Source organism: Variovorax fucosicus (assembly GCF_030316825.1).
Classification (GTDB): Bacteria; Pseudomonadota; Gammaproteobacteria; order Burkholderiales; family Burkholderiaceae_C; genus Variovorax; species Variovorax fucosicus.
The window spans coordinates 530,118-556,789 of record NZ_JASZYU010000002.1; the positions used below are offsets into that span (position 1 = coordinate 530,118).

The 26,672-nt window shown below is 64.2% G+C and carries 29 protein-coding genes; 4 read left to right on the forward strand and 25 right to left on the reverse strand.

Annotation, left to right across the window (positions count from 1 at the left end; all coding sequences use genetic code 11):
* Positions 1–23: 23 nt before the first annotated feature.
* From QTI05_RS14610 to QTI05_RS14695, 20 genes are all read right to left on the reverse strand, one after another.
* Positions 24–938 (reverse strand): glucosaminidase domain-containing protein, encoded by a 915-nt coding sequence (locus tag QTI05_RS14610; RefSeq protein WP_286545592.1) that lies wholly within the window; start codon positions 936–938, stop codon positions 24–26.
* Positions 935–1,351, reverse strand: a complete 417-nt coding sequence (locus tag QTI05_RS14615) for a hypothetical protein (RefSeq protein WP_286545593.1) — start codon at positions 1,349–1,351, stop codon at positions 935–937. The genes QTI05_RS14610 and QTI05_RS14615 overlap by 4 nt, the downstream gene beginning before the upstream one ends.
* A gap of 244 nt (positions 1,352–1,595) precedes the next feature.
* Entirely contained in the window at positions 1,596–2,102 is a 507-nt protein-coding gene (locus QTI05_RS27845; RefSeq protein WP_353505956.1) for a DUF4189 domain-containing protein, read from the reverse strand.
* Complete coding sequence (locus tag QTI05_RS14620) at positions 2,099–3,142, reverse strand: TrbL/VirB6 family protein (RefSeq protein WP_286621947.1); 1,044 nt, start codon at positions 3,140–3,142, stop codon at positions 2,099–2,101. Before QTI05_RS14620 ends, QTI05_RS27845 begins: the two co-directional genes overlap by 4 nt.
* Before the next feature lie 119 nt (positions 3,143–3,261).
* Positions 3,262–4,344, reverse strand: coding sequence for an XVIPCD domain-containing protein (locus tag QTI05_RS14625; RefSeq protein ID WP_286545595.1), 1,083 nt, complete (start codon positions 4,342–4,344; stop codon positions 3,262–3,264).
* A 28-nt stretch (positions 4,345–4,372) separates the two neighbouring features.
* Entirely contained in the window at positions 4,373–4,930 is a 558-nt protein-coding gene (locus QTI05_RS14630) for a hypothetical protein (protein WP_286545596.1), read from the reverse strand.
* An 83-nt stretch (positions 4,931–5,013) separates the two neighbouring features.
* Positions 5,014–5,523 carry a DUF4189 domain-containing protein gene (locus QTI05_RS27850; protein WP_353505957.1) on the reverse strand — a complete coding sequence of 170 codons (510 nt, stop codon included), beginning with the start codon at positions 5,521–5,523 and terminating at the stop codon, positions 5,014–5,016.
* Positions 5,520–6,623 (reverse strand): TrbL/VirB6 family protein, encoded by a 1,104-nt coding sequence (locus tag QTI05_RS14635; RefSeq protein WP_286621949.1) that lies wholly within the window; start codon positions 6,621–6,623, stop codon positions 5,520–5,522. Before QTI05_RS14635 ends, QTI05_RS27850 begins: the two co-directional genes overlap by 4 nt.
* A gap of 12 nt (positions 6,624–6,635) precedes the next feature.
* On the reverse strand, positions 6,636–7,454 hold the full coding sequence (locus tag QTI05_RS14640; RefSeq protein ID WP_286621950.1) for a hypothetical protein: 819 nt from the start codon (positions 7,452–7,454) through the stop codon (positions 6,636–6,638).
* A gap of 32 nt (positions 7,455–7,486) precedes the next feature.
* Positions 7,487–7,783, reverse strand: coding sequence for a hypothetical protein (locus tag QTI05_RS14645; protein ID WP_286545599.1), 297 nt, complete (start codon positions 7,781–7,783; stop codon positions 7,487–7,489).
* 102 nt (positions 7,784–7,885) lie between these two features.
* Positions 7,886–10,402 (reverse strand): VirB4 family type IV secretion/conjugal transfer ATPase, encoded by a 2,517-nt coding sequence (locus tag QTI05_RS14650; protein ID WP_286621954.1) that lies wholly within the window; start codon positions 10,400–10,402, stop codon positions 7,886–7,888.
* 22 nt (positions 10,403–10,424) lie between these two features.
* A complete protein-coding gene (locus tag QTI05_RS14655) occupies positions 10,425–10,718 on the reverse strand; it encodes a VirB3 family type IV secretion system protein (RefSeq protein WP_286657823.1) in 294 nt (97 codons plus the stop codon).
* 7 nt (positions 10,719–10,725) lie between these two features.
* On the reverse strand, positions 10,726–11,169 hold the full coding sequence (locus QTI05_RS14660) for a TrbC/VirB2 family protein (RefSeq protein WP_286621958.1): 444 nt from the start codon (positions 11,167–11,169) through the stop codon (positions 10,726–10,728).
* A 40-nt stretch (positions 11,170–11,209) separates the two neighbouring features.
* Positions 11,210–11,986, reverse strand: a complete 777-nt coding sequence (locus QTI05_RS14665; RefSeq protein ID WP_286621960.1) for a lytic transglycosylase domain-containing protein — start codon at positions 11,984–11,986, stop codon at positions 11,210–11,212.
* A 19-nt stretch (positions 11,987–12,005) separates the two neighbouring features.
* Entirely contained in the window at positions 12,006–13,046 is a 1,041-nt protein-coding gene (virB11, locus tag QTI05_RS14670) for a P-type DNA transfer ATPase VirB11 (RefSeq protein ID WP_286621963.1), read from the reverse strand.
* Positions 13,047–13,062: 16 nt separating this feature from the next.
* Positions 13,063–14,127: a TrbI/VirB10 family protein gene (locus QTI05_RS14675; RefSeq protein ID WP_286621964.1), complete on the reverse strand. Its 1,065-nt coding sequence runs from the start codon at positions 14,125–14,127 to the stop codon at positions 13,063–13,065.
* A gap of 155 nt (positions 14,128–14,282) precedes the next feature.
* On the reverse strand, positions 14,283–15,062 hold the full coding sequence (locus tag QTI05_RS14680) for a TrbG/VirB9 family P-type conjugative transfer protein (protein ID WP_286545606.1): 780 nt from the start codon (positions 15,060–15,062) through the stop codon (positions 14,283–14,285).
* The gene (locus QTI05_RS14685; protein ID WP_286621965.1) at positions 15,059–15,976 is read right to left on the reverse strand and encodes a VirB8 family type IV secretion system protein; all 918 of its coding nucleotides are present in this window, start codon (positions 15,974–15,976) and stop codon (positions 15,059–15,061) included. Before QTI05_RS14685 ends, QTI05_RS14680 begins: the two co-directional genes overlap by 4 nt.
* A complete protein-coding gene (locus QTI05_RS14690) occupies positions 15,976–16,224 on the reverse strand; it encodes a hypothetical protein (protein ID WP_286545608.1) in 249 nt (82 codons plus the stop codon). The genes QTI05_RS14685 and QTI05_RS14690 overlap by 1 nt, the downstream gene beginning before the upstream one ends.
* Positions 16,225–16,773: 549 nt before the next feature.
* A complete protein-coding gene (locus QTI05_RS14695) occupies positions 16,774–18,240 on the reverse strand; it encodes a C13 family peptidase (RefSeq protein ID WP_286621967.1) in 1,467 nt (488 codons plus the stop codon).
* 133 nt (positions 18,241–18,373) lie between these two features.
* On the opposite strand from QTI05_RS14695, the gene QTI05_RS14700 reads away from it, so the two are divergent.
* The 4 genes from QTI05_RS14700 to QTI05_RS14715 are packed head-to-tail and all read left to right on the forward strand — an operon-like array spanning position 18,374 to position 21,990.
* Positions 18,374–18,631 carry a FeoA family protein gene (locus tag QTI05_RS14700; RefSeq protein ID WP_286546221.1) on the forward strand — a complete coding sequence of 86 codons (258 nt, stop codon included), beginning with the start codon at positions 18,374–18,376 and terminating at the stop codon, positions 18,629–18,631.
* Complete coding sequence (gene feoB, locus QTI05_RS14705; protein WP_286621969.1) at positions 18,624–20,525, forward strand: ferrous iron transporter B; 1,902 nt, start codon at positions 18,624–18,626, stop codon at positions 20,523–20,525. Before QTI05_RS14700 ends, feoB begins: the two co-directional genes overlap by 8 nt.
* Before the next feature lie 5 nt (positions 20,526–20,530).
* On the forward strand, positions 20,531–20,800 hold the full coding sequence (locus QTI05_RS14710) for a DUF6587 family protein (RefSeq protein ID WP_286621971.1): 270 nt from the start codon (positions 20,531–20,533) through the stop codon (positions 20,798–20,800).
* Positions 20,801–20,805: 5 nt separating this feature from the next.
* On the forward strand, positions 20,806–21,990 hold the full coding sequence (locus QTI05_RS14715; protein ID WP_286621972.1) for an FAD-dependent monooxygenase: 1,185 nt from the start codon (positions 20,806–20,808) through the stop codon (positions 21,988–21,990).
* Between the two features lie 12 nt (positions 21,991–22,002).
* Here the strand turns inward: QTI05_RS14715 and kynA are convergent, their stop codons facing one another.
* From kynA to argF, 5 genes are all read right to left on the reverse strand, one after another.
* Entirely contained in the window at positions 22,003–22,839 is an 837-nt protein-coding gene (kynA, locus tag QTI05_RS14720) for a tryptophan 2,3-dioxygenase (RefSeq protein WP_286621974.1), read from the reverse strand.
* A gap of 1 nt (position 22,840) precedes the next feature.
* On the reverse strand, positions 22,841–24,115 hold the full coding sequence (gene kynU / locus QTI05_RS14725; protein ID WP_286621975.1) for a kynureninase: 1,275 nt from the start codon (positions 24,113–24,115) through the stop codon (positions 22,841–22,843).
* Between the two features lie 135 nt (positions 24,116–24,250).
* A complete protein-coding gene (gene kynB, locus QTI05_RS14730; protein ID WP_286621977.1) occupies positions 24,251–24,892 on the reverse strand; it encodes an arylformamidase in 642 nt (213 codons plus the stop codon).
* A gap of 74 nt (positions 24,893–24,966) precedes the next feature.
* A complete protein-coding gene (locus QTI05_RS14735; RefSeq protein ID WP_286621979.1) occupies positions 24,967–25,638 on the reverse strand; it encodes a DUF899 domain-containing protein in 672 nt (223 codons plus the stop codon).
* A 106-nt stretch (positions 25,639–25,744) separates the two neighbouring features.
* Positions 25,745–26,671 carry an ornithine carbamoyltransferase gene (gene argF / locus QTI05_RS14740; protein ID WP_444812924.1) on the reverse strand — a complete coding sequence of 309 codons (927 nt, stop codon included), beginning with the start codon at positions 26,669–26,671 and terminating at the stop codon, positions 25,745–25,747.
* Position 26,672 lies beyond the last annotated feature (1 nt).

The window sequence follows — 26,672 nt, forward strand, 5'->3', positions numbered from 1 at the left end:
GATCTGACTTGTGAATGAGAGTCTCAGCGAGACATCGAAGGCGCCGTTGGGTGCGCGGCATGTTGGCTGTTTTGCTGAGTGGCTTGCTGCTGCGCCTGTTGCACGACTGTGAACGCCTGCGAGCTTTGAGCAACCGGCGTATTCATCGACTCCACCGTCGGCACATCAACCACCTTGGAGAGCGCAGTGCCCGGATTGCCTTGAATCGCAAAGATCGTGCTGTTGTCGTTGCCACCTAGCGTGATGCGATCGATGCGGGTCAAGCCACCGCGCAATGCGGCCACTGTGATGGCGGCCGCGGCGTTGTCGGTCAACTGATCGGGCTTGCGGCCGAACTGGGCGTCGATCTCTTGAAGGGCGGACTTAGCCTGCTTGTACAGGGGGTGCCCTGGATGGCCTTCCTCCGCGAGGGAACCCAGCGTCGCCGCCTTGACGGCCCGCTGCATCGTCGGACTGTGGTAAACGGCCGCCAACTGTTTGGCATATTCCGGATCCGTGGCGTAGCCGGCCTTCTGCAGCGCAGTGGCCTCCTTTTCGAGGTTCCCCTTGGTGCCAAGGTCGAAAAGGCCCGACTCGGCATAGCGCGGATTCTCCTGGAGGAACTTCACACGGTCGTTCAGGGCTTTCTCATTGGAGCCATAGACGCGGAACTCCGCATCCACCATCACCTTCTTGCCACCCACGAATTCCGGAACGCTGAAAGTCTTGGTGGGTCCACGCCAATCAGGCGATGCCTTGATGTTGAAAAGGTTGTTGGTACCCGGCAGCACCTTCTCACCCCAACCCGTCTCCAGTGCGGCCTGCGCCAAGATCAATTCTTTGGACATGCCCGTTTGCTGTGAAACCGTGACTGCCGCAGGGTACAGATTCGCGATGAACTGTTCCTTGCCATTCGGTCGCGCGGGCGTGGTCGCTGCCGGTCGATTCTTGTTGTTCATGGTTTTCTCCCTTTAGGTTCCAGATCGCTGTTCAAACGTACCGTGAAGTTCTGCAAACGCGCATGGTCCGACGTCAGCCGCGAGTTGCCGTTGATGACGAGGCGATTGCCGTTCCAAACAAAGCGAGTCGCACCTTTATCCACCCAAACTGAGTAGGAGGCTGGTACTTCGACATCCTTCTGAAGCTGCACGGTACCCAGAGACGCATTGAGCTTCACTACGCGCAACAGCGTTTGCGAAAGGCTTTGCGATGCTTGCGTATCGGACTGCAGCAGCACGTAGAGCGAATCACCGTGGACCGTGCAATGCGTGGCTCGGCTTTGGTACACGTCTGCTGGCAACTCAGGCCGGGCGATCCATAGCAAGCGCTTGCCAGAGGTGTTGGTTGCATAGACCACAGGCGTTTGCTTCATGCCGTCTTCGTCAGTGCTGATGCCGGAGACGCAACGTCGGCCGTGGCCAATGGATGCGGATGCATATGCCGTGAAATGGTCGGGCAACTTCACAGTAGCGAGAGGCGCGCTAGCCGTGCGGTGTTGAACCGGCGTGGTCGTTGTCCGCCCTTGGGCCGTTGCTTGATTCACAAGGCAGGCACTCAACAACAAACAGAGCGCGGAAAGGCGATTTAGGTGTGCAGACTTCATAGCAGGACCTTGGCTACCGAGTTCGTACTGGAAGGCTGCAGGCGGAGTAGTAGACGCGGCAGTTAGTGCGCCCAGCATCACGACATGTCTTCATGCCTATCGCTACGGCTTGATCTACTGTGAGAGCAATAGGTGTGTTGTGACTATCGTTGCTCGTTATGACTGCAGTACATTGGTTGTCGTATGCAGCTTCGATTTCGCAATTTGCGCCACCTTGTCGTTCGCAGTCACTAGCCGCCGCTCTCGAGGCTTCTCGCTTGCTTTGCTTGTCGACGGCTACGCCCATGACAGCTTTCGGTGAATCTATTGCAACTGCTCCCCAGCGGCTTTCCCACTGCGGCGCTGGTTGCTGCGGCGCCTGCTGCTGGTTCCCGTAGCCTGGAATGGGGTTGCAACCCTGCCACCCTTGCCCACCGCTGGGGTAATACCCCGGAGGGCAACTTCCCCCTTCCGCATGCGCAAGGCCATTCGAAAGCGCTCCCGCCGCCACTAGCATCAAAGCTCGCGCCAACATCTTCATCGTGCTTCTCCATCAACCTTGAGTGTCTTTGGTGGCGGGGGCACGGAGGCGGCTCTGATTTGGTCAGCAGGTGGCTCTGCCGAGGTGCGGTTGAGATTGCCGCCGAGTCCGCCAGATCGATCAGGGGGAGGGGTCGTCTGCGTCGTCTGGCTGGCCGGCGGCGTATAAGTCCCTGGCGCCTGCCCTTGCGGCCCGACGCTATTTGGGTTCGTCCCACCATTGACCTGCGCATTCGTTGCAAACTGCCCCATCGTCCCCCCAAAGAACGCCGCCGCCATCGGTGGCGCAGAGATCAGCAACGTCGTCATCAACAACCCGATGCCCCCTTGCTGCATCGCCTGGGTCGTCAGTCCCGCGCTGCCTGCAACGTCCAGCAAGCCGCTGACGGCACTGGCCGCCCACAGGGCCGCCGCTACGCGCAGCGTCAGGTCCAGCACGAGCGAGACCATGAATGACAACACCGCCATCGAGAACAAGGTGCCCAGCCCATAGTTCAGCCATCGCCAGAACATCGACTCGGTCACCTTGAAGATCAGGCACATGATGAAAATCGGCCCGAACCCGATGAACAGCGCCAGCGCCACCTTGTACATGAGCAGCATGGCCGCGGCCGTCATCGGCGGGCCGGCCACGCCCAGCATGGCGATCAGCGAGGCACGGCCTGCAGCGGCCACGTTGTCGGGGCTGTTGCTGGCGTTGAGTCCCTGCGCGCCGTCGATGGCGGCCATCGCCACCGCGGTGTAGACCAGGTTCTTGTCGATGGCCTTCTCGGGCTTCTCGTCGTTGCCCGTGACCAGGCCGTTGATGCCCGAGGCCATGGTGTCGGTGAAGAAGGTCTGGATGCTGGAGCCGCCCAGGGCCATCGTGGAGGCGGCGATCAGGATGAGGGTGGTGCGGCTCGCATTGACCACCAGCCCCATCATCGGCTCGCGCGACTGACCCGTAAGGATGCGGAAGCCCTGCACCATGATCCAGGCTGTGCGCAGCACACCGGCGAACAGCACCCTCAGCGACCGCACCACGGCGACGAGGCTGCGCATGCGCGTCTTCGTCCACGCGGTCCATCCGCTGAACAGTTCGTTTGCTATCGAATTGATGATTGGTGTCGCAGTGCTCATGGGCATTGGCGTCGAGGGGCGATCTAGCCTGTAGCCTCAGTTCAACGAGACAGGGCTGGTTGAGCTTGTGCCGGACTAGGCTGGGCCATCTGTTGTGCTTGCTGAGCCGGTAGATTGGCTGGCTGCTGCAACTGTTGCGTCCCGATGAAGGATTGCGAGCTTTGGGCCAGCGGCGTGGTCAGTGCCACCACCGTGTCCACACCGATCACCTTCGACTGCGCGGTTCCCAGCTGGCCCTGCGCGGCGATGAGTTTGTCGCCGCGGTCATTGGGCTGCACATGGTCAATCCGCGTGAGTCCGTGTTGATGGGCCTCCACCGCCAACGCGGCGGCGGAATTCTTGGTGCTCTGGGAATCCACCTTGATCTGGTGATCGTGATTCCACTTCTCCAGCTTATGCAGAGCTTGCTCGTACAGCGCGTGGCCTGGATGGGTTTTGTCTTGAAGCGTCTGTCCGGGCTCGGGGTCTCCTGGCTTGTACCCGTGGGCGAGTTTGGTTTCCCACTCGGCAGCGGCGGTCTTGCGCTCCGGCAGTGCGTTGTAGTGGCCGTTGACGTCCTTGGTGGCATGCTTGATGTCATGCTGATGACCCAACGCCACCACTCGCTCTTTCCAATACTGAACGGCGATCTTGGCTGCGTTAGCGGGTTCAGCGGCCAGATCGGGGTGGTTCACCAAATCCAGCCCAAGTGCTTTGCCGTAGTGCGCGTAGTTGTCGCGGCCTGTCAGTTGTACAAAGCCGCGGCCATGGTACTTCCAGCCATCGCCCGGCTCCGTATTGCCAAGGTTTCCTGGACGCTTGCCCCATTCACCGCCGTAGATGGCTTCGGCCACCTTCTCGGGTCCTTCTGCTGCAATCGCGTTGGCCTTCTCAAGAGTGTCCATCCCATTTCGCCCGGGAAAGACCTTCAGCAGACGTTCACCCGAATAGTTCAGGTTCTCGTGCATCTTCGTGAAGCCGCGCGACTCCACCTGCATCTGACCCATGAAATTGGCCAGTTCCTTGGCGTCGGTGATGCGCGCACTCTGCGCGGCTTGCAAAATGAGATCGCTGTTCTCCTTGGAGTACGGGGTGGCGTGGTGAGCGTGGTGCGAGTGTGATGCCGGGCGTGGTGGATGTGGCATGGTGGAATCTCCCTGAGTGAATCAAAAGTCAGCGATTTGCGTAGGGCAGACTGCCGTGAGATTCAATGTCGGCGTCCACCTTCCATTTGGAAACGGCATCGCTCCAAAGCTCATCGTTCTTAACGGTAGTCAACGTGGTTGGGCTGCAATGCATCTCACGGCTCGCATGCAAGGAGCCCTGGCGCTGTACCAGCAAGCCCGACTCCTTAAAACCCGTGCCCTCGATTGAGTACAAGATGTACTTGTAGTCCCCGTTGCTGAACGTGTGGGCATAGCCGCCGGTGGCACCGGCAAAGCGCAATCGGGTGAACGTGAAAGCGTCACTACCGTTGCCACTGGCCGGATACCTCAGCTCGATCTTCGAGGGGCGTCCATACAGGTAGTGAAAACTTCTGCCCCCTTGCTGAGCAGAAGCGGTCGACGCGCACAACGACACCATCTTGCGGGCCGGGCCTTTCAGCGTGCAAGAAAACACAGGCTCCTCGCTCGCCGCGCACAGGCTGGGTGCCAGGGTCTTTTGTGCGGAGGCGTGAAGGCAAAGAAGACCGAGAGCAGATGCGGTAAAGAGTGAGCCAATACGGTTCATGGAGTGTTTGCTATCTAATTGACAGCTGGTGCAGCAGGATCTGTGGGCGTTGATGTGCGATCAGATCTATGAGATGACGGTGTCTACCGAATCCGCACTGGCAGGCTGCAGGCGGAGTAGAGAACACGGCAGTCCGGGTTTCCCTCGCCGCGGCATGTTTTCATGCCAAGTTCGGTGGCTTTTTGTATCGTGGCGGCATTTGGCGTGTTGTAGGTTTTGCTACCTACTACGAGCACGGCGCATTGGTTGTCATACGTCACGTCAATCTTGCAATTCACCCCCCCCTGTCGCTGGCAATCGCGAATCGCGGCCTGCGATGCTTCTCCTTCGCTTCGCCTATCGACGGCAACACCAATCACAGCGTTGGGTGCATCCGTCGTGATCGCACCCCATCGCCGCTCCCATTGCGGCGCTGGCTGCTGCGGTGCCTGCTGATTTCCATTCCCAGGGATTGGCGCGCATGAGGAGGGCTGATTGGGCGCAAATTGAAAGGGGTACATGCCTTGAGGGCAGCCCCCTTCAGCATGCGCGAGACCGCTCCCAAGCAATCCCGCGCCCATCAACAATAAAACTCGTACCAACGTTCCCATCATGCTTCTCCATCAACCTTGAGCGCCTTTGGTGGCGGGGGGACGGATGCGGGTCTGATCTGGTCAGCAGGTGGCTCTACCGACGCTCGGTTGAGGTTGCTGCCAAGGCCACCGGATGGTTGGCCTACGGGAGCCGTTTGCGCTTTATCGGGAGCCTGTTGAGCATAAGACCCCGCTGGCTGCCCGCCCGATCCCGGGCTGCCCGCGTTCTGTTGCCCCCCGCTGACCGCCGGGTACGGGTTGAAACTCCCCATCGTCCCCCCAAAGAACGCAGCCGCCATCGGCGGCGCAGAAATCAGCAACGTCGTCATCAGCAACCCGATGCCCCCTTGCTGCATCGCCTGGTTGGTCAACCCCTGACTGCCTTCGAGATCGAATATCTTGGTGAGGGCGCCGGTCGCCCACAAGGCCCCAGCCACGCGCAGCGTCAGGTCCAGCACGAGCGAGACCATGAAACTGAGCACCGCCATCGAGAACAAGGTGCCCAGCCCATAGTTCAGCCATCGCCAGAACATCGACTCGGTCACCTTGAAGATCAGGCACATGATGAAAATCGGCCCGAACCCGATAAACAGCGCCAGCGCCACCTTGTACATGAGCAGCATGGCCGCGGCCGTCATCGGCGGGCCGGCCACGCCCAGCATGGCGATCAGCGAGGCACGGCCTGCAGCGGCCACGTTGTCGGGGCTGTTGCTGGCGTTGAGTCCCTGCGCGCCGTCGATGGCGGCCATCGCCACCGCGGTGTAGACCAGGTTCTTGTCGATGACCTTCTCGGGCTTCTCGTCGTTGCCCGTGACCAGGCCGTTGATGCCCGAGGCCATGGTGTCGGTGAAGAAGGTCTGGATGCTGGAGCCGCCCAGGGCCATCGTGGAGGCGGCGATCAGGATGAGGGTGGTGCGGCTCGCATTGACCACCAGCCCCATCATTGGCTCGCGCGACTGGCCCGTGACGATGCGGAAGCCCTGCACCATGATCCAGGCAGTGAAGAGCACCAGGGCGATGGCCGCGACCGCTGACATGGCGTTCTGCATGAGGTTGTCGCGGAAGGTGTTGATTCGGTCGTCGACCCAAGCGTAGATCAGCGCGAAGTAGGCCATGTCCATGATGAGGAGCCTTTACTTGATGGCCAGGGCGGCCGCCAGGGCGCCTGTCTGGATGAGCTGGCCTAGACTGGGAAGGCTGCCGCCGCTGCCTTTGATGGCGGTCTGTGACAGGGCGTTTTGCTGGCCTTCGTGGAATTTGATGGCGGCCTCGTAGGCGGCCAGACGGGTGCGCCAGAAGCCCATTTCGGCTTGCAGCTTGCCGATGGTGCGCAACGACTCGTTGGTGTTGGCCCACAGGTCGCCCTGGGTCTTGGCCGAGCCGCGGTTGCTGTCGATCTTGGTGAGCTGCTCGCTGTATTGCTGGAAGCGGTTCGCCATCTCGATGCTGTCGTTGAAGGCCTGAACGCGCAACTGGATGAGCTGCTGGCAGATCTGCTGCTTGATCGAAGAGGAGTTGGTCGCGCTGATGGTGGCGATGCTGGTGACGTTCTGACTGGAGCCGCCAGCCCCTGCGGCAGCGCCCAATGCGCCGCCGCCCTGGCTGGGACAGGCCTGTTGCACGTAGCCAGAGGTGTCCGAGATTTTCTGAAGCTGGTTGCCGGGGGTCAGCGTCGCCGAGAAGCCCAGGTTGGCGACACTGGTCTGGATTTCCTTGAGGACGTTGGAGGTCGTCTTGTTCAGATCGCCATCGCCGAGACGGCTTTTGATGTCGTCGAGTTTGTCTTGGGCTTTTGAGTCGCTGACGTCGACGTCGGCGTGGGCGATGCCGATGAGAGCGGTGGCCGCGATGACGAGGAAAGCCGCGCGAAATACACGTGCTGCACTTGGTAAGGTCTTGCGCGGGGGGATGTGAACAGGCTCGGCGCGAGCGAGGGTCGGGCGTCGGATCATGGCGGCTTCTTGGGTGGGTGTTGTTGTGCTGCTTACTCGACGCGGCCCCATTGGTTCATGATGGTGTCGGAAATATTGCTGTTGTTCTGGGTGTTGGTGGCGCCCGAGCAGCTGTTCATGTACTGCTTGCGGTAGTCGTAGGACTGGTCGGGCCAGAATTTGATAACGGGGTAGTAGGTCCAGATGGCAAGGCCACCGGGGGCCGGTATGTGCCAGTAGGCGATGGCGGAGGAGCAGTTGCCGGGTGGGGTGCCTTGGCCGGAGATGCTGGCCATGCAGAGGTAGAGGGTGCAGGGGTCTGGAGCCTGGGCATGTGCGGATGTGTTCACGCTGGCGATTCCCAGCGCGAGGGAGAGGGCGGCCAAAAGGGTGCGCAGTCTCATGGAAACCTCCGAAGTATTGAAGTGATGGTTGGCAGGGCCTGGGGTCGATCAGGCGATGAGGCGCGGACGCGCCGCGCGCTGGACGGGCTGGACGGGCTGGACGGGCTGGTCGGGCTGGTCGGCGGGCGCGGTCACGCGCTTGCCGCTGCCCTTGCGGTTGTCGTAGAAGTCCCGCAACCATTGCTCGGGCCGCAGGTCGTCGATGGGGATGCCCTCGGCCCTGGCGCTCTGGTGCAGCACGCCGTGCAGGATTTCGATGTTGTCGGTGGAGGCGGAAATGACGGCGAGCGCGTCGTCCATGCCGCGCAGGTCGAGCTGGCACACCGAGGACATGTGGCCCTGCTTGACGAGGAAGCGGCGCGAGCGTTCGTCCAGGCTGATCACCACCTGGTATTCGGACTCGGTAAGCTTCAGGCCCTCGATGTAGTCCGCGCGGCTGGCGTTGGGGTTGGGCAGCAGGATCATGGTGGCGGTCTGCTCGATGAGCGCGGCCGAGATGTCGCTGCCCAGCGCGTCTTCGGGGCTCTGGGTGGCGAAGATGCCCATGCCGTTCTGTTTACGGATGGTCTTCTGCTTGTTCTTGGCAAAGTCCTTGAGGGCGCCGCCGCCGTCGAGAATTTTCCAGAACTCGTCCATCACGTAGATGAGGCGGCGGCCATCAATCAGGGCATCCAGCCGGTGCAGCAGGTAGTTGATGACCGGGACGCGTACCTCGGGGTTGTCGATGACATCGGTGTAGTCGAAGCCTATGATGTTTGCTTTTTGCAGGTCGATGGTGTCCTTGGGGTTGTCGAACACCCAGCCCAACGAGTTGCCCGCGGTCCACTTGCGCATGCGGATGAAGAGACCGTCGTCCCCCATGTTGGGCAGGCTCTTCTGGAAGTTGGTCATGTTGCGCAGATGCTCGGGCGTGTCGAGCATGGCTTCGACGGCGCGGAAGATGTCGTCTTCCTCGCGGGAGGTGTAGTCCAGCTTGCCGGCCAGCACCTTGACGAGCTCGCTCAGGAACTGGACGTTGGCCTCGGTGCGTTCGCAATGGAAAGGGTTGAAGCCGGTGGGCTGGCCGTTTTCCAGCGAGAGGTAGTTGCCGCCGCAGGCGCGCACGAAGATCTCGGCGCCGCGATCCTTGTCGAAGAAGAAGATGGTGGGCGCGGGGTCGAGCTTCTGGATCTGGCTGAGTAGGAAGTTGATGAGCGCCGTCTTGCCGGTGCCGGACTTGCCGATGACCATGGTGTTGGCAATGGCCTTTTCGCCCAGCGAGTTTTCGCCGGGCAGCGTGGCGTGGAAATTGAAGTAGTAGGGCTGGCCGTTGACGGTCTGCAGCGTGGTGACGCACGGGCCCCAGGGGTTGTTGTCGCGCTTGCCGCTGGCGAAGTTGTGCAGTGGCGACATGCCCAGAAAGTTGAGCGAGCTGACGCTGGCCAGCCGGGTGCGGTATTTCCAGTTGCCGGGGAATTGCGCGTAGAACGCGGCGGTGACGGCCAGGTCTTCCTTGATCGAGACGAAGCCCGCGTTGGAGAGCTCGGCGCGGGTGGTGGCGATGTGCTGGGAAAGCGTCGCCTGGTCGGGCGCGTAGACGGCGATGGTGAAGTGATACTGGCCCAGCACAAAGTTGCCGGACGAAATCTGGTCCATGGCCTGATCGAGCTCGACGATCTGGCTGACGGCCTTGTCGCCGGACGAAATCATCATGCCCTTGGTGCGCTCGAGCGCCTTGAGCGCGTCGTGCCGCCCCATGGGGCTGAAGGAATGGGTGATGACGTATTCGAAGTCGAGGTACTTGAGCCCGTTAAGGATGCCGGGATGGGTACCGTCGGGGTATTCCTTGACATTGAGGATGGCGCCGAAGTGATTGACGCCGTTGGGTGTGGTCAACACGAAGTCGCCGGTCTTGGCGGAGAAGCGCTGACGGCTGACGGCGAGGTAGCGGTAGACGGGCGCCTTCAGCACCGGCACGGGCTCGTCGACGCGGTTGAGCAGGTAGCCGAAGAATTCGAGGGTTTCCGAAAAGACGATCCCGTTGGTGGCCTCATACATGCGCAGGCGAACGGGCGTGTAGTCCTTGAGCACGGCCTCCATGTTGCCGGCCAGTTCGAGTATCTTGTCGATGGCTTGTTGCTGTTCGGACGCCAGCCGAGAGACATCGGCGGACTTTTCGACGAAGCGTTTGCCCGAGACCACGGGGCGGTACAGCATCGTCACGTAGAGCTCGTTCTGCATGAGCTTTTGCGCCGAGAGCCCTTTGAAGTACGCGTCGGACAGCGATTGGTTGAAGGCTTCCTTGAACCGGCTGCTGTCCTTGACGTGCCGGCGGCGGCGCAGGTCGTGCACCCAGAAGGCCACATTGGTGAAGTCCGGCGCGCGCAGCGTTTGCAGCATGCGGTTGAAGGTGTTGTGCCGGTGCTCGAGTTCCCATTCTTCGCGGCCGACGAAGGGCAACCCTTCCAGTCGCCAGGTCAGCAAGTAGTCGCCACCCGTGGTCTTGAGCACGGTAGGAGACACGTGCGTGGAAAGCGGAATGAACTCACCAATGGGGGTGTCAGGGCTGAAGGGCGGCGTGGACATGGTTATGGGCTCCCGGCTTCTTCTAGACGTTGTCTTTGGACTGCCCGCGATACACGTTGGGCGTGAACACCCACATGCCCTCATGCTGTCCGATGTTGCGCGTGCGGACACGGAACTGCAGGCGCAGCCCGAGCAGCCGGAAGATCAATTCGTCGCGCTTGGCCATCATGCGCATGATGAAGATCACCGGCGGGATCAGCAGCAGATAGAACAAGTTGAAGTACATGGCCAGCAACATGCATCCGCCCGCGCCCAGGAAAAAGGGCACGTAGGGCACGCCCATGAACATGGGCGGGCGGGTGCAGCCGCGGAACATCGCGTTCTTATGCATAGTGGGTCAGCGACTGCACGATGCCGGCGAGTTGGGTCAAGGGATCGACCGTGATGCTGGCCGAGCAGCTCGTGCCGCCGCCGACGGCGGAGCTGTTGCCAAGAAACAGTTTGGCGATCTGGGTGGCCGCGCCGATCAGCAGGGCACCGATGAAGACTGGAGCAACGTCGCTGATGCGTTTGTGGGCGAATGCAATCTGGTAGCCCGAGAAAATGATGGCGACGGTTACAACCACGATGGACACGGCGTTGAGCACGCCGACGATGGTTTTGACAAAACCGCAGGCGGTTTCCCCGAGCCCGCCGTCTGCCGACCCCTGAGCCATGGCTAGGCAAGGCAGGACGATCAGCGCGGCAATGGCGAGATTGCGAAGCGTGCGCGCGTGCGCGCTGCTGGCGAACGATGGAGCGGCGGTGTTGTTGTGTTGGCGTTGCATGGTGAGTTCCTCTCTGATTGATAAAAGTGAAGGGCCGGGGTCAGAAAACAAAGGCGCCGTCGCCGGCAGGGCGGTCAGTCGGAGCGGCTTGTACTGCTGGGGCTAGCACGTTGCCCGCGCCTGGATGGCGAACCTGAGGCACGAAGACATCGGAGGCGCCCGCAGGTGCGCCGAGTGGCGAGGCGGGCACCTGGGTGGCTGCAACTGCAGCCGCAGCAACTGGTTGCGTGGAAGCATCCAGCGGGACCACGCGCATCGAGATGCGCGATGCCGCGGTGGTGGATTGCACCGCCGCGATGGAGCGGGCGCCGGTCGGTGGCGCGCTGGCCGGACGTAGGGGGATCGCGGCGGGCGGCGCGGCTGGTGCTTGTGCGAGGGTGACGCCGCGGCTGATCGAGTCGTAGATTTTCTGCACGTAGCCGCTGCGAAAGCCAGTCACAAAGTTGCCGGAGTAGTAGCAACTGAAGGCCTTGCCCCAGTCGCCGCCGGCGCGGGCATAGCAGTTGGCCAGGATGCTGGCACCGGCGGCCAGATTGGCGCAAAGATCGAAGGCTTTCTCGTGGGTGTCGAACCCGTACTTGCGAAAGTTGACCTGATTGACTTGCGCTGCGCCAAGCGAATAGTTGTAGCCCTTGGACTTGAGCATTTGCGCCGTGGCCACCGCTTCTTCAAGCGTCTTGGGCTGGCGCACGACCTGGCCTCCAATAACGCCGATCGCGAACGGATTGGCGCCGGACTCGACGTGCACGACGTGTCGCATCACTTGCGCCGGAACGGCGAGGTTGGGGCAGGCGATGGCTTCCATTCCCGGGAACACGGTGTTTGCTCCTTCGGCCTCAGGAGGTGCCGGACGGCACCAGGCGAGCGGGGTCGAAGTCGATGCCCGTGATGTATCGCCGCCCCGCATGGGCCTTGATGTGCACGATGATGTCGATGGTCATCATGAGCAGGCGCTTGATGGTGGCGAATTCGAGCCCGGCGCCTTCGCTCGAGGCCTTGACCATGAGCGCGAGCTGGTCCCAGGTTTGCTCGGTGCTGCCCGAGTGGCAGCTCGTGATGGAGCCCGGGTGCCCCGAGGCGCAGTTGCGGATGAAATAGAACGCTTCGTCGCCGCGCAATTCGGCCAGGATGATCCGGTCGGGCTTCATGCGCAGGCAGGCTTCCATGCAATTCTTGGCGCTGATGTTGGCGGTGCTCTGGCCTCCCTTGGAGTAGAGCAGGTGCACCACGTTGGGCTGCTCGATGAAGAGTTCCCGCGCGTCTTCGATGGTGACGAGGCGCTCATCGGGCGGGATGTGGTGGACGAGCGACTTCATGAAGGTGGTCTTGCCGCTGCCGGTGGCCCCCGAGACCACGATGTTTTTCTTGTGGAGGACGGCTTGCTTGAAAAAGTCCGCGTAGCGCCCTGCGGCGCGCAGTTTGAGCAGTTCTCTGTCGTGCGCGCTGAGGCCTGGTTTTTCTTCGAGCAGCTCGTCGAAAAATCCGGCCTCTTGGTACTGGCCCAGGGTACGGGTCTGCCGGGACGGAAGCCGGATGGTGATGGACACCTGGCTCGCTTCGACGGCCGGAGGAATGACGAACTGGGCGCGCTGGCCGGTGGGAAAGGTCAGCGAGACGACCGGGTTGACGTCGGTGATGCGCTGGCCCGTATTGCTCTCGTTGACCACGGTGGTGCAGAACTGCAGCGCACGCGCGGCGGTGAGGCCTGGCACCTCGACGCGTTGCCAGCCGGAACGGTTTTCGAGGTAGATCTCACCGGGCCGGTTGATGCAGATTTCGGTGACGTCGGGCGAGTGCATGAAGTCACGGATGCCCAGCACCTGGTACTGGTAGTCCAGAAATTCGTTCGAGACGGCGGCAACGAGTTCTTCGGTCATGTAGAGCAATGCCGTGTCAGAAGTTCGCCACTACAGCGCTGAAGTCGACGTCCTTTGCGACGTAGACGTTGACGACGGTGCCCTGGTTGATGGTGACCGTGTCGGGCCGGTTGGCGTTGCGGCGCACGGCCTGGCTGGCCAGGCTCTGCAACGTCTGCGCCGTGGTGCTCTCATAAGGCGACTGGACGGCAAGCCCTCCCGCTGCAACGGTGGTCGACTGCGGGCCATGCTTTGCCAGTTCGTATTTGAAGGCGTCGGCGAACATGCTGATCAGCAGAGCCGAGGTGATGCGCTGGGCCCAGTGCTGGTCCAGGTGGCCCGGATGACCCGAGCCGCCGAGGTTGTCGACGCCGGGACTGGCCATGTTCACATCAATCCCGTTCGGGGTGACGATGCGATCCCAGATGACGGCGATGCGATCGCCGTTCGGTTCGGTGTCGTACTTTCCAAGTACCTTGGAGCCCTTCGGCAGCAGCAGGCGCTTGCCGGTGACGGAGTAGACCGGCTCGGTCACGACGCAGGACGTGAAGCCCGGAATGTCGCTGACGATATGCGTCTCCAGCACGCAGCGGATGTAGGTGCCGCGCAGCATGAGCACGTTCGGATGGACAAGGGCTTGTGCGCTCGACACGGCCGACAGTGGCTTCATGCGATAGGCGCTGTTCGGCGCGATGCCCTGGTCGCCACCCGCGCCGGGCAGGCCAGGGATGCCGCCCATGCCTGGTGCCATGCCGGCATATTGACCTTGCCCGGACTGGCCACCATCTGCGGGACCCACTGCAACCGTGCCCGTGCTCGATGCCATGCGCCGCTCCATGAGCGTCGGACCTTGTGGGCCTTGCGGTGCGGGCGGAATCGGCGGCAGCGACGGCTGGGCCAAGGGAATGGGTGGGGTTGGTGGCGTGGCGACCTGTGGCAGTGGCGGCGGTGCCGGCAGTTGGGGCGCCGCGGGAACCGTAACCACTTCTTCCTTGGCTTTTTGTGGCTTGTCGGGGCGCATCACGTTGCCGATCAGCCAGATGGCAGCCAACCCGAGCAGAAGCACGATGGCCGCGAGGAAGCCGAGGGCGCGGCGATTCATGCGTTGCATTTCGCTGGATTTGAGCTCCGGCGCGTGCGCGTCGAGATTGGGTGCAGTGGGCGCTCCCATGCCCTCGAATTGCCTCGAATAAGGATTGGGATCTTGCCGGTCATGGTCAGGCACGGCGTCTCCTGGTCGGGAAGGAGGATGTTGGTTCACTGGACGGTGTTCCTGCGAAGACCCACGACGTTGTCGCCGTGGCGGATGACCAGGTAGGGATAGGTCCCGTGGACGATGAGGGTGCTGCCTTCGACGGTGGTGTTCACCACGGAGTCTTCGTCGCGCTCCTTCTGGCGCATGTAGACGGTCGGGAAGTTGCCCGTCGGGAACTGCTTGAGGTCGCTCAGCTTGATGTAGGTGAAGCGGCTGTCGTCGTAGACATTGATCGGAACCAGCCAGGCTGCGCCGGCGCTGCTGGTGGCAAAGTCGTACTCAAAGTTGTAGCTCCGGTCCTTGAGCAGCGCCGTATTGAGCGCGGGTGCCTCGGCGACGCTTTTGGCTTCCTTGCCGAAGCTCATGTCGGCGGGATAGGTGAACCTGATTCGGTATTGGACGCCCGCGTTGCGCGCCTGCTCCAGGGTTCGCCAGTCGGTGGCCACGACCTTGAGTTCGAAGATGTACGAATTGGTCGCGGTGCGGATCATCATGTTGGTGTCCACATCGACGTTCTTCGGTTTCAGGTAGAAGACGTTGTCGCGACGACTAAGGTCCCAGCCACTGCTGAAGCCCGTGCTGTAGTCAAGGATTTTTTCTTCAGGACTCAGCTCGATCTGGGTGCTGATGCCCAGGCCGACACGCACCGGGTAGATACGGTCGGGCTGGTACTCGTACATCTGGACGGTTTGCGCAAAGGCGCAGGGCATGGCGCTGACGATGGCTGCGCACGCTACGGCCATCAGCGCCCGTCGGCGGTTGTTGGACGGTTGTGATTTCATCGGCGGCGCGTTCCCTGATTGGCACCTGTCGGCGCGACGGCTGGAGCGCTGGGCGCGGCTGCGCCTGGTACCCCGAAACTGGGTGGAGGAGTGGTTGGCATGACGGGTTGCGCAGGCGGAGCCGCCGCGCCGGGCATCGCGGGCATGCTTTCGGCGGACTTGGGATTGCTTGGGACCTCTTCGGGCGGCGATGAGGCGTAGTCGGTATCCACGCGATAGTCGGTAACCTGGAAGCCGAGCGGATTTTCGATCCGCCGCTGCTCGTCCATCGTGAGGTTCGACTTGTAGGTGAACGCCATCGTCACGATCTTGCTGTCCAGCGGCGCCGAGGACCCGTTCTGCTTGTTGTAGACGCTGCGCTGGAAGCGTACGGTGGCGCCCTTGGGAACTTCGCCGCCCCCGCCACCGATCAGGGTGATGCTCAGGATGCGGACCCGGATGGCTTTGTCCTTGCCGTAAAGGGTGTACGGGTTGATGGGATTTGCTGACGAATACAGGTTGGTGTAGCCGCCGGAGACGTTGGGCGACGACATGGTCAGCACCGTGGTCCAGTCGCGCAAATTGGTGATCGCGAGGTCGTAGGACTCGCGGGCCAGGACGAAGTGGGCCACGTTGCTGCGATTGATCGCTTCGCTCGTGGTGATGCGTTGCAAGGCGGCATCGTCGGTCAGGCGCGCGGCGGTGCTGGTGCCTGTGTACGCATCGGCGATGACCAGGTATGGCACTTTTTCCTTGAGCGGCAGCACGTAGAAGTAGCCGCCCAGCAGCACCAGCGACATGACCACGGCACTGCCTGCCACCCACCAGGCACGCCGCTCGCTGCGCCGCGCGATGTCCGCGATGGTGAGTTCGAAGTTGACCGACTGAGTGAGTGTTTCGTCGATCTTCGAGGTCGACGTTTTTTTTCCGAACATCAGTTCGATCCGGGCGTGGCCTGCGCGATGCCCGTGTTTTGGACCAAGATGCGCTTGTTGTCGGCGGTGACCAATACACCCTGCTGCGCGTAGATGCCGCTCAGTTCGCTCACTGCGGACTGAAGGTCATTGGTGCGGAGCTTCGCGATGGGTTGGTACAGGGTGAAGTCGGAGCCCGACTGATAGGCCAACTCCAATCCGTTGTCCGTTGCCCAGCGCTTGAGCAGGGTCCGAAGCGTCGCGTCCATGGGCGACGCGTAGAACGTGTAGGCAGGAGAGAGCGGTATCTCGGTGGGCGCACTCTGGAATCGGTTCACCGGGGCCCAGGAGCCGCCGTAGTCCCTTGGCGCTGGTGTGCCACACCCGGCGAGGGTGACCAGGACAAACAGTGACGCTCCCGCCACAAGGCGGTTCGAACGCCTTCTGCGTGGAGCGGTGAGAGAGCGAGAGAAATGCCAAGACACGCGAGACGCGCTGCTTGGCCGTTGAAGCCGATCGCCTGCCGCACGGGAATGCGGAGTGACGGCCACGCGATCGCCAACGGCAATCGCCTGAACAGAATCAGACATTGAAACCCCCCCTGAGGTTCTTAGTATTTTTTTTATTCTAGGGTAGGAAAGGCAATGCGACGGCGCAAGCACTGCGATGAGGCAAGAAAAGCAACGCGCGCTGTGATTTCCTTCTCGGACGCAGCGCCCCATGGGGCCTGACAGCATGGCGCGCCCAAGGTGACCATTTCCCCTCCCTCGCCCTGCCCCTGTTGCCGTTCGTGCTGCGGCAGCTGCTGGCCTGACGCGCTACTTCGCGCTCGGCGGTAGCGCGTCGAGTCGCTGCGAAAGTTGCTCCAGCAGCGGCCGGATTTTCTCGCCCACGCGGATCTGCGGGTTCGAGAAGCCGTCTTCTTTGCCGGCCTCGATTTCGCGTTCACGGATCAGCGGTACGGCGGCGGCAAAGGCCGCTTCGAACGAATGGGTCTTGCGCAGTTGTTCGTCGAACATCGCGCGGCCGAAGAACGTGAGTTCCGACAGGCGCCCGCAACCATAGGAAGTGTGGGTCGCATCGGCGGCCGTCATCACCAGCGTGTCGTCGTTCGCCATCGGCTCGATCCAGCCACCCGAATAGCAGGCCGAAATTGCCACCACGCGGTGCCGGATGCCGGCCTCGTCGAGTGCCTTGCGCAGTTCTTCCGGCGTGAGCCCTGGCACCGACAGCGGCCAGTGCGAAGCGGCCAGCTTGTGGTCGCTCGCGCCGTGCGAGGTCATGTAGACCACCAGCAGGTCGTTGTCCCGGTCCATGCGCTGCGCCAGCGCGGCCACGGCGCGCTGCAGGTTGAGCGGCGTGGCCCAGGGCAGCGTGTCGGTGGTCGTCGCATGGTTCATGAGGTGCAGCACCCGGCCCTTGGCGTCGAAGCGCTCCTCGAGCAGTTGGGTGACCATGCGGCTTTCGCGCAGGAACACGTCTTCCGTCGCATAGGGCGCGAACACCAGGCCGTAGACGTTGGTCTGGCCGGCTTGCCGTTCGCCGATCCCGGCGACGGCGCGTTGCCAGACTGCCTGCTGCTGCTCGAACGCCTCCTGCGTGAGGCGCAAGCGTGGACGAGGGGGCTCGTCGGTGGCCGCGCTGCGATCCGGCTCCCACACACGGGCCGCGTCGCCCAGCGACTGCCATACGCCGAGCGCGAGGATGGCCGCCATGCCCGGCAGGAACAGCGCGAGCCGCACGCGCGACGTGGCGTAGCGAGCCGTCAGCCGCAACAGCGCCGCCAGCACCCAGGCCAGCAGCAGGCCATACAGCGCCCAGAAGCCGTTGGGCGTGGTCAGCGGTTTGGGCAGCCAGCCGCGCAGGTAGCTCACGGAGAGCGCGACCATCAAGAGCGTGGCCGGCACGCTGCTCCAGCCCACCAGCGCAAACCAGCGCGGCAATCGGCCGTCGTCGTGCGCGGAGCCACGCCCCGCCAGCACCCACCAGCCGAGCCAGAGCGTGGCGCCGATCGCCCATAGCGCATTGAGCGATGCCAGCCAGTTCAGCGTGACCGGCCCGTCGATCTGCAGGCGCTCGGCGCCGAGTACCAGCAGATTGGGCAGCAGCGCGAGCAGCAACAACTGCCAGGGCGTCGGAATCGCGTCGATGCGCGGCGCCAGCAGCAGGGCGCTGCGCAGGCCCTCGGCGATCCACTGCGCGATGCCGGCACGGGGTGGTGCGGGCGGTTCGGTCAGCGGCAGTTCAGCCACCGGGCCGTCATCTTCGGAAATGTCCTCACTCATGCCCTCGATCATGCCTTTACAAAGGGCTACTTTCGCCCGAAGTCGCCGGATGGCCGAGTTTTCGAGAATAATTCTCATTTTGATAACTTGGACTTCGCGGGTGACCCCACAGAACGCAGCGGCTGCGACCGCCATGAGCCTCGATCAGCTTCCCAGCAACCAGTGGGCGACGGTGGTCGACCTGACGCTGCCCGATGCGGCGGACGACCGCGAACTGGTGCTGCGGCTCACCGAAATCGGTTTCGTCCCCGGCGAAGCGGTGCGCATCGTGGCCAACGGCGTGCCCGGCCGCGAGCCCTTGGCCGTGCGCCTCGGCCACACCACTTTTGCGCTGCGCCGGCACGAAGCGTCGTTCATCCGCGTCACGCCGGGGGCCGCGCAGCATGGTTGAAGCGACCCTCAGCTTTCAGCCCGGCGCCACCGGCACGGCGACCACGCCACCCGCGCGCATCGCCTTGCTCGGCAATCCCAACTGCGGCAAGACAGCGCTGTTCAATCTGCTCACGGGCAGTCGCCAGAAGGTCGCCAACTATGCGGGCGTGACAGTCGAGCGCAAGGAAGGCACGTTGCGCACCGCTGCGGGCCGCCGTGTGTTCGTGCTCGACCTGCCCGGCGCCTACAGCCTCAATGCGCTGTCGGCCGACGAGGCCGTCACGCGCGACGTGGTCACCGGCCAGAGCAAGGAGGCGCTGCCCGACCTGCTGGTGTGCGTGACCGATGCCACCAACCTGCGGCTGAACCTGCGGCTGGTGCTGGAGGCGCGCCAGCTCGGCCTGCCGATGGTGGTGGCGCTGAACATGACCGATATGGCCAAGAAGCAGGGCATCACGGTCGATGCCGCAGCGCTGTCGCGCGAGCTCGGCGTGCCGGTGATCGAGACCGTCGGTGTGCACACGGGTGGCGCGCAGGGCCTGCTCGAACAGCTCGACGCACCGGTCGCGGCCGCGGCCCGCGTGCCCTGGCAGGCGCCGGCCATGGCAGATGTGCTGGCCACGCAGCGCGAGGTGCGCCGCATCCTTGCGGTGGCTGTGCGCGAGCCGGTCGGCAGCCTCGCCACCAGCGACCGCATCGACCGCATCGTGCTGCATCCGGTCGCGGGCATGCTGGTGCTTGCGGTCACGCTGTTCCTGATGTTCCAGGCCGTGTTCAGCTGGGCCACCGTGCCGATGGATGCGATCAAGGCCGGCACCGAGGCCTTCGGCCACCTCGTCAAGGCCGTGGTGCCCGAAGGCATGCTGCAGAGCCTGCTGGTGGACGGCATCGTGGCCGGCGTCGGCGGCGTGGTGGTGTTCCTGCCGCAGATCCTGATCCTGTTCCTGTTCATCCTCGCGCTCGAGGATTCGGGCTATCTGCCGCGCGCTGCGTTCCTGCTGGACCGCGTGATGGGCACCGTGGGCCTCTCGGGCCGCTCGTTCATTCCGCTGCTGTCGAGCTTTGCCTGCGCCATTCCCGGCGTGATGGCCACGCGCACCATCAGCAACTGGCGCGACCGGCTCACCACCATCATGATCGCGCCGCTCATGACCTGCTCGGCGCGGCTGCCGGTGTATGCGCTGCTGATCGCCGCCTTCATTCCCGAGAAAACGGTGGGCGGCCTGTTCAATCTGCAGGGCATCGTGCTGTTTGCGCTCTACGCCTTCGGCATTGTTTCTGCGATGGCGGTGGCCTGGGTGATGAAGCGCTTCCGCGACAACCAGTCGCACTCGCCGTTGCTGATGGAGCTGCCGGCCTACCGCTGGCCCAACCTGCGCAACCTGGCGCTCGGCCTGTACGAGCGCGCCTGGATCTTCCTGCAGCGCGTGGGCACCATCATCCTCACGCTCACGATCCTGCTGTGGTTCCTGTCGACCTTCCCGTCGCCGCCCGAAGGTGCGACCGGCCCGGCCATCCAGTACAGCCTGGCCGGCATGCTGGGCCGCGGGCTGGAGCACATCTTTGCGCCGATCGGTTTCAATTGGCAGATCTCGATCGCGCTGGTGCCCGGCATGGCGGCGCGCGAGGTCGCGGTCGGCGCGCTCGGCACCGTCTACGCGCTGTCGGCCACCGGCGAAGAGGTCGCGGGGCAATTGCAGCCGCTGATTGCGAGCAGCTGGTCGCTCGCCACGGCGCTGTCGCTGCTGGTCTGGTATGTGTTCGCGCCGCAATGCATCTCGACCCTGGCCGCGGTGAAGCGCGAAACCAATTCGTGGAAGTACGTCTGGATCATGGCGGGCTACCTGTTCGCGCTCGCCTACATTGCCTGCTTCATCACCTACCGGATCGCGCTCGCATTGGGCTGGGGTTGATTGCCATGACGCAACAGATCATTGTCGGATTCATCGTCGCAGCCGCTGCGTTCTACGCAGCCTGGCGCTGGATGCCGGCCGGCTGGCGCCGCAGCGCCGCGCACAAGCTCGCCAGCGGCACGCACCGGGCGGGGCTGGTCGACCTGGCCCGCGCCGAGCAGCTTGCCGCGTCGCTCGCCAAGACCTCGGGTTGCGGGTCTTGCGACAGCTGTGGTGCCTGCGGCAAGGCCGACGTCAAGACGACCGAGATGCCTCCGACCGCTGGTTCCCGCTGAGCCGCATGGCTGCGCACATCCTGGTCGCCGGCGGCGGCATTGGCGGCCTTGCGGCTGCGCTGGCCCTCGCGCGGCGCGGCCACCGCATCGACGTGCTGGAGCAGGCCACGGCCTTCGGTGAGATCGGCGCCGGCGTGCAGCTTGGCCCCAATGCAACGCGCCGGCTGATCGCGCTGAACCTCGAGCAGCCGCTGAAGGCCATCGCGGCCCTGCCGGAATCGCTGGTGATCCGCAGCGCCGACGGCGATGCCGAGCTGGCCCGCATGCCGCTCGGTAAAAGCCTGCAGCAACGCTACGGCGCGCCGTACTGCTGCGTGCACCGCGCCGATCTGCACACGCTGCTGCTGCGAGCGGCGCAGGCGCGTGGCGCCCGGCAAATGAGCCTCAACGTAGGCGTGCGTGTCGGCGAGGCGGTGGCCGGCGATGCGTCGGTCTGCGTTTCCAGCGCCAATGCGCGTGCGTGGGAAGGCGATGCCCTGGTCGGTGCCGATGGCCTGTGGGGCACAGTGCGGCAGCAGGTCGATGCGTCGGCCGCGGCGCCGCGCGGCACCGGCCACACGGCCTGGCGCGGTCTGTTGCATCAGTCGCGTCTGCCGGCCGCCCGGCGCAGCCGCCACGTCGATGTCTGGCTCGGCCCGCGGCTGCATGCGGTGGCCTATCCGGTGCGCGGCGGCACGTGGCTCAACGTGGTGGTCATCGCCGAGTCGACCCCGGCCGGCGATGCGCGGGATTGGGATCAGGCCAGCAGCTTCGCGGCCCTGCAGCAGGCCACGGGCCGTTGCGGCGGCAGCTTGCAGACCTTGCTGGAAGCGATGCCGGTCTGGCGCGCCTGGAGCCTGCACGACCGCGCCCCGCTCACGTCGGCGGGCGGGATGGCCAACGGCCGCATCGCGTTGGTCGGCGATGCGGCGCACCCGATGGTGCCGTACCTGGCGCAGGGCGCCGGCATGGCGATCGAGGACGCGGTCGCGTTGGCCGATGCGCTGGGCGAGGGCGGCCCGGCCGAGATACCCGCTGCCTTTGCCAGCTATGCTGCCGCGCGCTGGCAGCGCAATGCCCTGGTGCAGACCCGGGCGCGGCGCAATGGCGACATCTTTCACGCGACCGGCGCGATGCGGTGGGGGCGTGACCTCGCGATGCGTGTGCTGGGCAAGCGTCTGCTGGACCAGCCGTGGCTGTATGCCGGCTGACCGCGGGTCGAATCAAAGATCCGTGCGCAGCGCCCAGATCTCGGGGAACAGCACCACGTCGAGCATCTTGCGCAGGTAGCTCACGCCGCCGGTGCCGCCGGTGCCGCGCTTGAAGCCGATCACGCGTTCCACCGTTGTCACGTGCCGGAAGCGCCACAGGCGGAAGGCGTCTTCGATGTCGGTCAGCTTCTCGCCGAGCTGGTACAGATCCCAATGCGCGTGCGGGTCGCGGTACACGGTGAGCCAGGCCTGCTCGACGCCGGCGCTGGCTTCATAGCCCTGCGTCCAGTCGCGCTCGATGTGGTCGGCCGGCACCGCGATGCCGCGGCGTGCCAGCAGGCGCAGCGCCTCGTCATAGAGCGAGGGCGAGCGGTAGGCGGCCTCCACTTGCGCCAGCAGATCCGCCCGGTGCGCATGCGGCTTGAGCATGGCGGCGTTCTTGTTGCCGAGCGCGAACTCGATGCAGCGGTACTGCGCGCTCTGGAAGCCGCTGGAGTTCGCCAGGTAGGGCCGCATCGCGGTGTACTCGGGCGGCGTCATGGTCGAGAGCACCGTCCATGCGCTGACCAGCTGTTCCATGATGCGGCTCACGCGCGCCAGCATCTTGAAGGCGTCGGCCAGCCGGTCGTCGGCGATGCACGCGATGGCGGCGCGCAGCTCATGCAGCATGAGCTTCATCCAGAGCTCGCTGGTCTGGTGCTGCACGATGAACAGCATCTCGTCGTGCGCCGGCGAGAGTGGGTGCTGCGCGTTCAGAACTTCGTCGAGGTGCAGGTAGTCGCCGTAGCTCATCGAAGCGCTGAAGTCGAGCTGCGCCTTCTCTTCGTGGACGATCTTCTCGGTGGTCATGTCAGGTCACCGCGTTCTTCTGGTTGAACGCGGGTTGCTTCCACTCTGCCGTTTCGAGTACCTGCACGAGATGCTCGACCGCGTTCCACACGTCTTCGAAGCCCAGGTACAGCGGCGTGAAGCCGAAGCGCAGGATGTCGGGCATCTGGCTGTCGCCGGCGCGGTAGTCGCCGATGACGCCGCGCGCAATGAGCGCCTGCACGATCGCGTACGCGCCTTCCGTGCGGCTCAGGCATACCTGCGAGCCGCGCTGCGCGTGGTTGCGCGGCGTCACGAGTTCGAGGCCATGGCCGGCGCAACGTTGTTCGACCAGTTCGATGAACGCGTCGGTGAGCGCCAGCGACTTGGTGCGCAGCGCCATCATCGGGCCGAAGTCGCCGTTGAAGGCTTCGGCGGCGAGCACTGTGTCGAGTCCGCATTCGAGGCCGGCCAGTGCCACGATCGGCTGCGTGCCGCAGAGGTAGCGGCCAATGCCCGGTGCGGGCCGGTAGTGCGGGGTGAACTCGAACGGCGCGGCATGGCCCCACCAGCCCGACAGCGGCTGCTCGAACTTGCCGGCGTGCCGCGTGTTGACCCAAGCGAAAGCCGGCGCGCCAGGGCCGCCGTTCAGGTACTTGTAGCCGCAGCCGATGGCAAAGTCCGCATCGCTGTCGTTCAGCGCGACGGGCACCGCGCCGGCACTGTGCGCCAGATCCCAGACCGTGAGCACGCCAGCCGCGTGGGCGGCAGCGGTGACGGCCTTCATGTCGTGCATGGCGCCGGTGCGATAGTTCACGTGGGTGAGCATGAGCACGGCCACCTCGTCGGTGAGCACTGCGGGCAGCTCGCTCGCGTCGATCAGCTTCAGCGTGAAGCCGCGCTCGCGGCACATCGACTCGGCGATGTAGAGGTCGGTCGGGAAGTTGCTGCGCTCGCTCACGACCAGTTTGCGGCCGCTGGCGGCCTGCTGCGAGAGGGCCGCAAACAGAACCTTGTAGAGATTGATCGAGGTGCTGTCGGTGCACACCACTTCGCCGGGCGCCGCGCCGACCAGGCGGGCCACCTTGTCGCCGAGACGCTGCGGCAGGTCGAACCAGCTTGCGCTGTTCCACGAGCGGATCAGGCCTTCGCCCCATTCCTTCGTCACCACTTCGGCAATGCGCGCGGGTGCGGCCTTGGGCAACACACCGAGCGAGTTGCCATCGAGGTAGATCACGCCATCGGGCAGCGTGAACAGGTCGCGTAAGGCGGCGAGCGGATCTTGCGCATCCAGTGCGCGGCAGTCGTCAAGGAGCATGTCGGCTTTCATGGGTTCGAATTCAGCGGGTGTCCATCGCGGAACACCGTGGAACCGGCTTTGCCGGGCCACTGGTGTTGCCCCCGGTGAGGGGGTTGGCGAAGCGACACGAAGTGCGCGAAGACTGGGGGAGGTTCATAAGCTCCGCAGGACGGCGCGCACGGGGGAGGCATCGGCGCTGACCAGCTTGAGCGGCAGCGCGATGAGTTCGTAGTCGCCCTCGGGCACGTCGTCGAGCACGAGGTTCTCGAGCACGCGCAGGCCGAGGCGGCGGATGACCTGATGGCTGTCGAGCGTCTTGCTGTCGGCCGGGTCGATGCTGGCGGTGTCGATGCCCACGAGCTTGACGCCGAGCGCGGCGAGACGTTCGATGGTGGCCGGCGCATAGGCAGCGAGGGCGCCGTCCCAGCGGTCGACCGGCGCGCGCTGGTAGGTGCGCACCAGTACGCGTGGCGGCAGGCGCTGGTCGACGGCGTGCTCGATGTGCGCCAACTCGATCAACGGGCCCCGCGCGATCGCATGGATCACGCGGCAGGTGCCGAGAAAGGGCGAAAGGTCGAGGTCACCGACGGTGGTGCCATCGGCGTCGTAGTGCAGCGGCGCATCGGCATGTGCGCCGACATGCGGCGACAGCGTGATCTCGCTGACGTTCACCGGGCAGCCGGGGCCGATGCTGGCGGCCCAGCGTTGCCGGTAAGGCGTGTCACCGGGGAAAACCGGCGCGCCTTCGTGCACTGGCGGGGAGATGTCCCAGAGTCGCGGTGCGGTGGAAGTCATGCAGCGAAGTTAGCGCCGCACGCGGGGTCGTGGTGTCGGTTATTTCCAACAGGCCACGTGACGAAATGAGTCGCTCAGTTCGCGGCGGGGTACTCGTCGTGTAGCCGCTGCCAGCTGTAGGGCGGGTCTTGCGGCCAGCCGGTGGGCGACTTCTCCCAGGCCTCCTGCCGGCCCCAGGGCGTGAGGTCGAGCAGCTGGAAGGTGTTGCTGGCCTGCTCGGCGCCGCGGCCGGAGGTGAACCAGGTCTGGAACACGCGTTGCGCCTGGCGGATGAAGACCGAGAAGCCGAACGAAGCGTTGTCCTGCGCGGTGACGAAGTCCTCGTGGAACGTGGTGCCCTCGCACGACACCCATGGAAACGTCCAGCCCATGCGCGCCTTCACCTCTTCGATGCGCGGCACGCCGGCGCGCGCCACCATCGCGAACGAGGTGCGGCGCGCATGCAGGTGCGCGAAGTTGTTCATCATGTGATCGCACACCTGCGAGCAACCGGGGCAGATGTGATCCGCCGTGAGCATGTTGTGATAGACGACGAGCTGATCCCGACCGTCGAACAGGTCGACCAGCCGCAGGTCGCCGCGCGCGGCCGACTTGAAAACGTAGTCGCGCGTGACCTCGGTCATCGGCAACTGGCGGCGCCGCGCATTCAGCGCGTCATGGGCGCGGGTGAGTTCCTTTTCGGCCTTCAGCAGTTCGTCGCGGGCGCTTTGCCAGCGGTCGCGCGAAACGATGTCCGGGTAGTTCATCGGGGTCTCCTTGCGATATGTGAACAATGTACACATATCGTCGGGCCGCGTAAAGCCTGGGAGCGTGGGCAGGCCGTGCCGGGCGCGCGCCCGGGTCTGGCGGGGCTCAGGAAGTCTCGATCTTGCCGAGCAGCAGGAACTCCATCAGCGCCTTTTGCGCGTGGAGCCGGTTCTCGGCTTCGTCCCACACCACCGACTGCGGGCCGTCGATCACGTCGGCCTCGACTTCTTCGCCGCGGTGCGCGGGCAGGCAGTGCATGAAGAGGGCGTCTGGCTGGGCGATGCGCATCATGTCGGTGTCGACGCACCAGTCGGCGAAGGCCTTCTTGCGCGCGTCGTTTTCGGCCTCGTAGCCCATGCTCGTCCACACATCCGTGGTGACGAGGTCGGCGCCGCGGCAGGCTTCCATCGGGTCCTTGAACACCCGGTAGCTGTCGGCCGAGCGGATGCCGGCCACCGACTGATCGACCTCGTAGCCGCTCGGCGTGCTCACATGCACCTTGAAGCCGAGGATTTCGCTCGCCTGCAGCCAGGTGTTGGCCATGTTGTTGCCGTCGCCGACCCAGGCCACCGTCTTGCCCTTGATCGAGCCGCGGTGCTCGATGTAGGTGAAGATGTCGGCCAGGATCTGGCAGGGGTGGAACTCGTTGGTCAGGCCGTTGATGACCGGCACGCGCGAGTTCGCCGCAAAGGCCTCGATCTTGGTCTGTTCGTAGGTGCGGATCATCACGATGTCGACCATGCGGCTGATGACCTTGGCGCTGTCCTCGATCGGCTCGGCGCGGCCGAGCTGGCTGTCGCCGGTGGTCAGGTTCACGACCGAGCCGCCGAGCTGGTACATGCCGGCTTCGAAGCTCACGCGCGTGCGCGTGGAGGCCTTCTCGAAAATCATCGCCAGCGTGCGGTCGACCAGTGGCTGGTGCCGCTCGTAGGCCTTGAACTTCTTCTTGATCAGAGCCGCGCGCGCGAACACGTGCGCGTACTCGTCGGCCGTGAAGTCCGAGAACTGCAGGTAGTGCCGGATTCCCGTCATC